Here is a 3,504-nt window from a genome sequence, read left to right as displayed (position 1 = left end):
GAGATCTACACAGGCGAAGACACTCTTTCCCTACACGACGCTCTTCCGATCTGGAGTAAATATAAGGATTTTATCAGGAAATTATTTAAATATAACACAGCCAGAAGCTCTTTATATGATAAAAAGAGAGTTTGGAGATAAAGTAGAACTTAAATTTTATAATAATAAAAATAGAAGTTTCCATCCCAAAAGTTATATTTTTCACTATGAAAATGATTCAGATATTTTTATAGGTTCTTCTAATATTTCAAGAGGTGCATTAACAAGCTCTATTGAATGGAATTATCGTTTTAATAAAAATGATAATAAAGAAGATTTTCAATTTTTCTTAGATGAATTTAATGAGTTATATAGCAATCACTCTATAGAAGTTACAGATGAGGTCTTAGAGAATTATGCTAAAAGTTGGGTTAGACCAAAAGTTTATAAGGACTTAGAAAGTAGTGGAGAACTTGATAGAGATGAAAAAGTTATAGGTTTATTTGAACCAAGAGGACCACAAATAGAAATTCTTTATTCATTAAATCAAAGTAGAGATGAGGGATTTGATAAAGGGCTTGTAGTTGCAGCAACTGGTGTTGGAAAAACATATTTATCAGCTTTTGATTCTAAGGGTTATAATAGAGTTTTATTTGTAGCTCATAGAGAAGAAATAATAAAACAAGCTATGCAGAGTTTTAAAAATGTAAGACCAGAAGCTAGTACAGGATTTTTCTATGGGAATAATAAAGAAAAGGATAAAGAATTAGTCTTTGCTCTAGTTCAAACACTTGGGAAAGAAGAGTATCTTAATGAAGATTACTTTGCAAAAGATTATTTTGATTATATTGTAGTTGATGAATTTCACCATGCAGCAGCAGGTAATTACCAAAGAGTTATAGATTATTTTAATCCAAAGTTTTTATTAGGTTTAACAGCAACTCCAGAAAGATTAGATGGAAAAGATGTCTTTGCTCTTTGTGATTATAATCTTGTTTATGAAATTAGGCTTAAAGATGCAATAAATAGAGGTAGTTTAGTTCCTTTTAGATACTATGGAATTTATGATGAAACAGTAGACTATGAAAAAATAGATACTAGCAATGGTAAGTATAATGAAAAGCAGCTAGATGAAGCCTTAAATATAGGTGCAAGAGCAGAATTTGTTATAAAGAATTATGAAAAATATAATAGTAAAAAAGCTATTGGGTTTTGCTCAAGCAAAAAACATGCAGAATATATGTCAAAAGCATTTAATCAAAATGGAATACCAGCAGTTGCAGTATATTCAGGTGTGCAAGGAGAGTTTTCAGAATATAGAGAAGACGCTTTAAGCAAACTTAGAAAAGGTGAGATAAAAGTTTTATTTGCAGTAGATATGTTTAATGAGGGGTTAGATATTCCAGATATAGATATTGTAATGTTTTTAAGACCAACAGAATCACCAACAATATTCTTGCAACAATTAGGAAGAGGACTAAGAAAACATAAAGGAAAAGAATATTTAATAGTACTAGACTTTATAGGTAATTACAAAAAGGCTAATTTAGCACCATTTTTGTTATCAGGTAAAGCATATGATAAAGTTGAGGCAAAAAAGTTAAAGCCAAGTGAATTTGAATATCCAGAAGACTGTCAGATAGATTTTGACTTTAGACTTGTAGATATATTTAAAAGAATGGCAGAAAGTAGCTATAAAATAAAAGACATAATAAAAGAAGAGTTCCTTAGAATACGAGAACTTGAAGGGAAAGTTCCAACAAGAATTCAAGTATTTAGATCTATGGATGAAGAAATATACTTAAATATGAAATCAAAATCGAAAGAAAATTTATTTAAAGATTATTTAGGATATTTAAAAGAGCAAGACTTACTAACAGATGAACAAAAAGAACTTGCAGAGAGCAGAGCTTATGACTTTATAAATATGATAGAAAATACATCTATGAGCAAATCATATAAATTACCTGTTTTACTAGCATTTTATAATAATGGTGATATGAAAATAGAAATAGATGATGATGATATTTATAAAACTTTTAGTAGTTTTTATATTAAAGGCTCAAATAAAGTTGATATGTTAAAAGATAAAGGAACAAAGGATTTCTTAGGTTGGAAGAAAAAAGATTATGTAAGCTTAGCTAAAAAGAATCCAATAAAGTATCTTTGTAAAAGTGAAAGTGATTTCTTTGTGATAAAAGAAAATGGGAATATGACTATAGTTGGAATGGATGAATTTATAAGTAATGAAACTTTTAGAAAAGAAGTAAAAGATGCTATAGATTTTAGAATGGAACAATATTATGAGGATAGATTCCTTAAATTGGATAAAAGATAGTAATATAAAGAGGAGTTGTGCTATACCTAGCATAACTCCTCTTAGTACTTAATTTAGGTTACTTACTATGATAGAGCTTATCTAAATAATCTTGTTTTTCATTACTAATAATTTCTATGATAGCATGGTTATTAGACTCAATTAGTTCAAAAAGTTTATTTTTTAATTCTAAGTTTGTATTACCACTTGAAAAGCCAAGTTTTGTATGGGTATAAACTTTTAATAAGCAGGGCTTTTTTAAAACTTTTATAGATTCAATTAGTCCTGTTAAAAGCATTTTCCCAACAGTAGTATTAGTAGAACTTCCTTTGATAATTAGTTCATGTGAGTTTTTAGATATTAATCCTACATAAAACCCAGCTTTTTCTAGTGAGGCGTTGTCACAACTCCCACGAAGATGAATGTTAACAACATCACATATCTCATCATTAAAGTTATAAATTTTATTTTGAGTTAATCTACAGGTAGAAGTTTCTTGTATAGGTAAGGGTATTTTTTTATTTTTTAAAGGTTTATGAAAAGATGTTAATTTTTTTATCAGTTCATTTTTAAAAGATTCTTGCTGTTTACTATATTTTTTAAGTGTAATATTATAAGTTTTTATTAAAGAAACTAGTTCTTTACCAGCAGCAGTAGCTATCCACTTGTCTTTTAGTTTATTATGTTTATTTTGATATGATGCTAATGTATAAAGAATTATATTAGATTTAGGGGGTATAAGTTTGATTAGACTATTTATTTCAGATAAATCATCTTCTGAGATTTCGGGAGTATTAAAAATTTTTATATCTTCTGTAATAATATTATTGGTGTTAATTTGAGATATAAAAAGACGTTTGCCTAAGTGATTAAGTGATTGAGTATATATTGTTATTGTATTCATTATAAACTTCCCACCTTAATAAATATTGATAATAAATATTATAGTATAGTTTGATGTGTTAAAAAAGACAATTCTAGTTAAAGTAATCAAATTTATAAAAGTAAAAAAACATTGGGATTTTAAAAATCTCAATGTTTTTTCTTATGTATGTATATTTAAATGATTTCTAGGAAAACTAAAGTCAAATAAATAAAAAAGCCTCTAGTCTTATAAGTGTAACTAGCACTTGTAAGATTCAACAGATAAATACACTATCTGAGGAACATAAGACCAAAGACTTCTATATGTATTATTGCCAGTTTAT

Annotated in this window: 1 protein-coding gene; it reads right to left on the bottom strand. The window is 27.3% G+C overall.

All coding sequences use genetic code 11. The features are described 5' to 3' along the window. Positions 1 to 2,375: 2,375 nt before the first annotated feature. Positions 2,376 to 3,200, bottom strand: coding sequence for a hypothetical protein (locus Q0V24_RS16950; protein WP_297523335.1), 825 nt, complete (start codon positions 3,198 to 3,200; stop codon positions 2,376 to 2,378). Positions 3,201 to 3,504: the final 304 nt, after the last annotated feature.

Origin of the sequence: uncultured Clostridium sp. (assembly GCF_947039605.1) — a bacterium.
Lineage (GTDB): Bacteria > Bacillota > Clostridia > Clostridiales > Clostridiaceae > Sarcina.
The sequence above is the reverse complement of the archived record's forward strand: the minus strand, read 5'-3'. Positions and strand labels throughout refer to the sequence as shown.

What these genes read in the sequence shown, in the direction of transcription:
- Q0V24_RS16950 (WP_297523335.1), bottom strand. Translation starts at nt 3,200, where the DNA reads ATGAATACAATAACAATATATACTCAATCACTTAATCACTTAGGCAAA.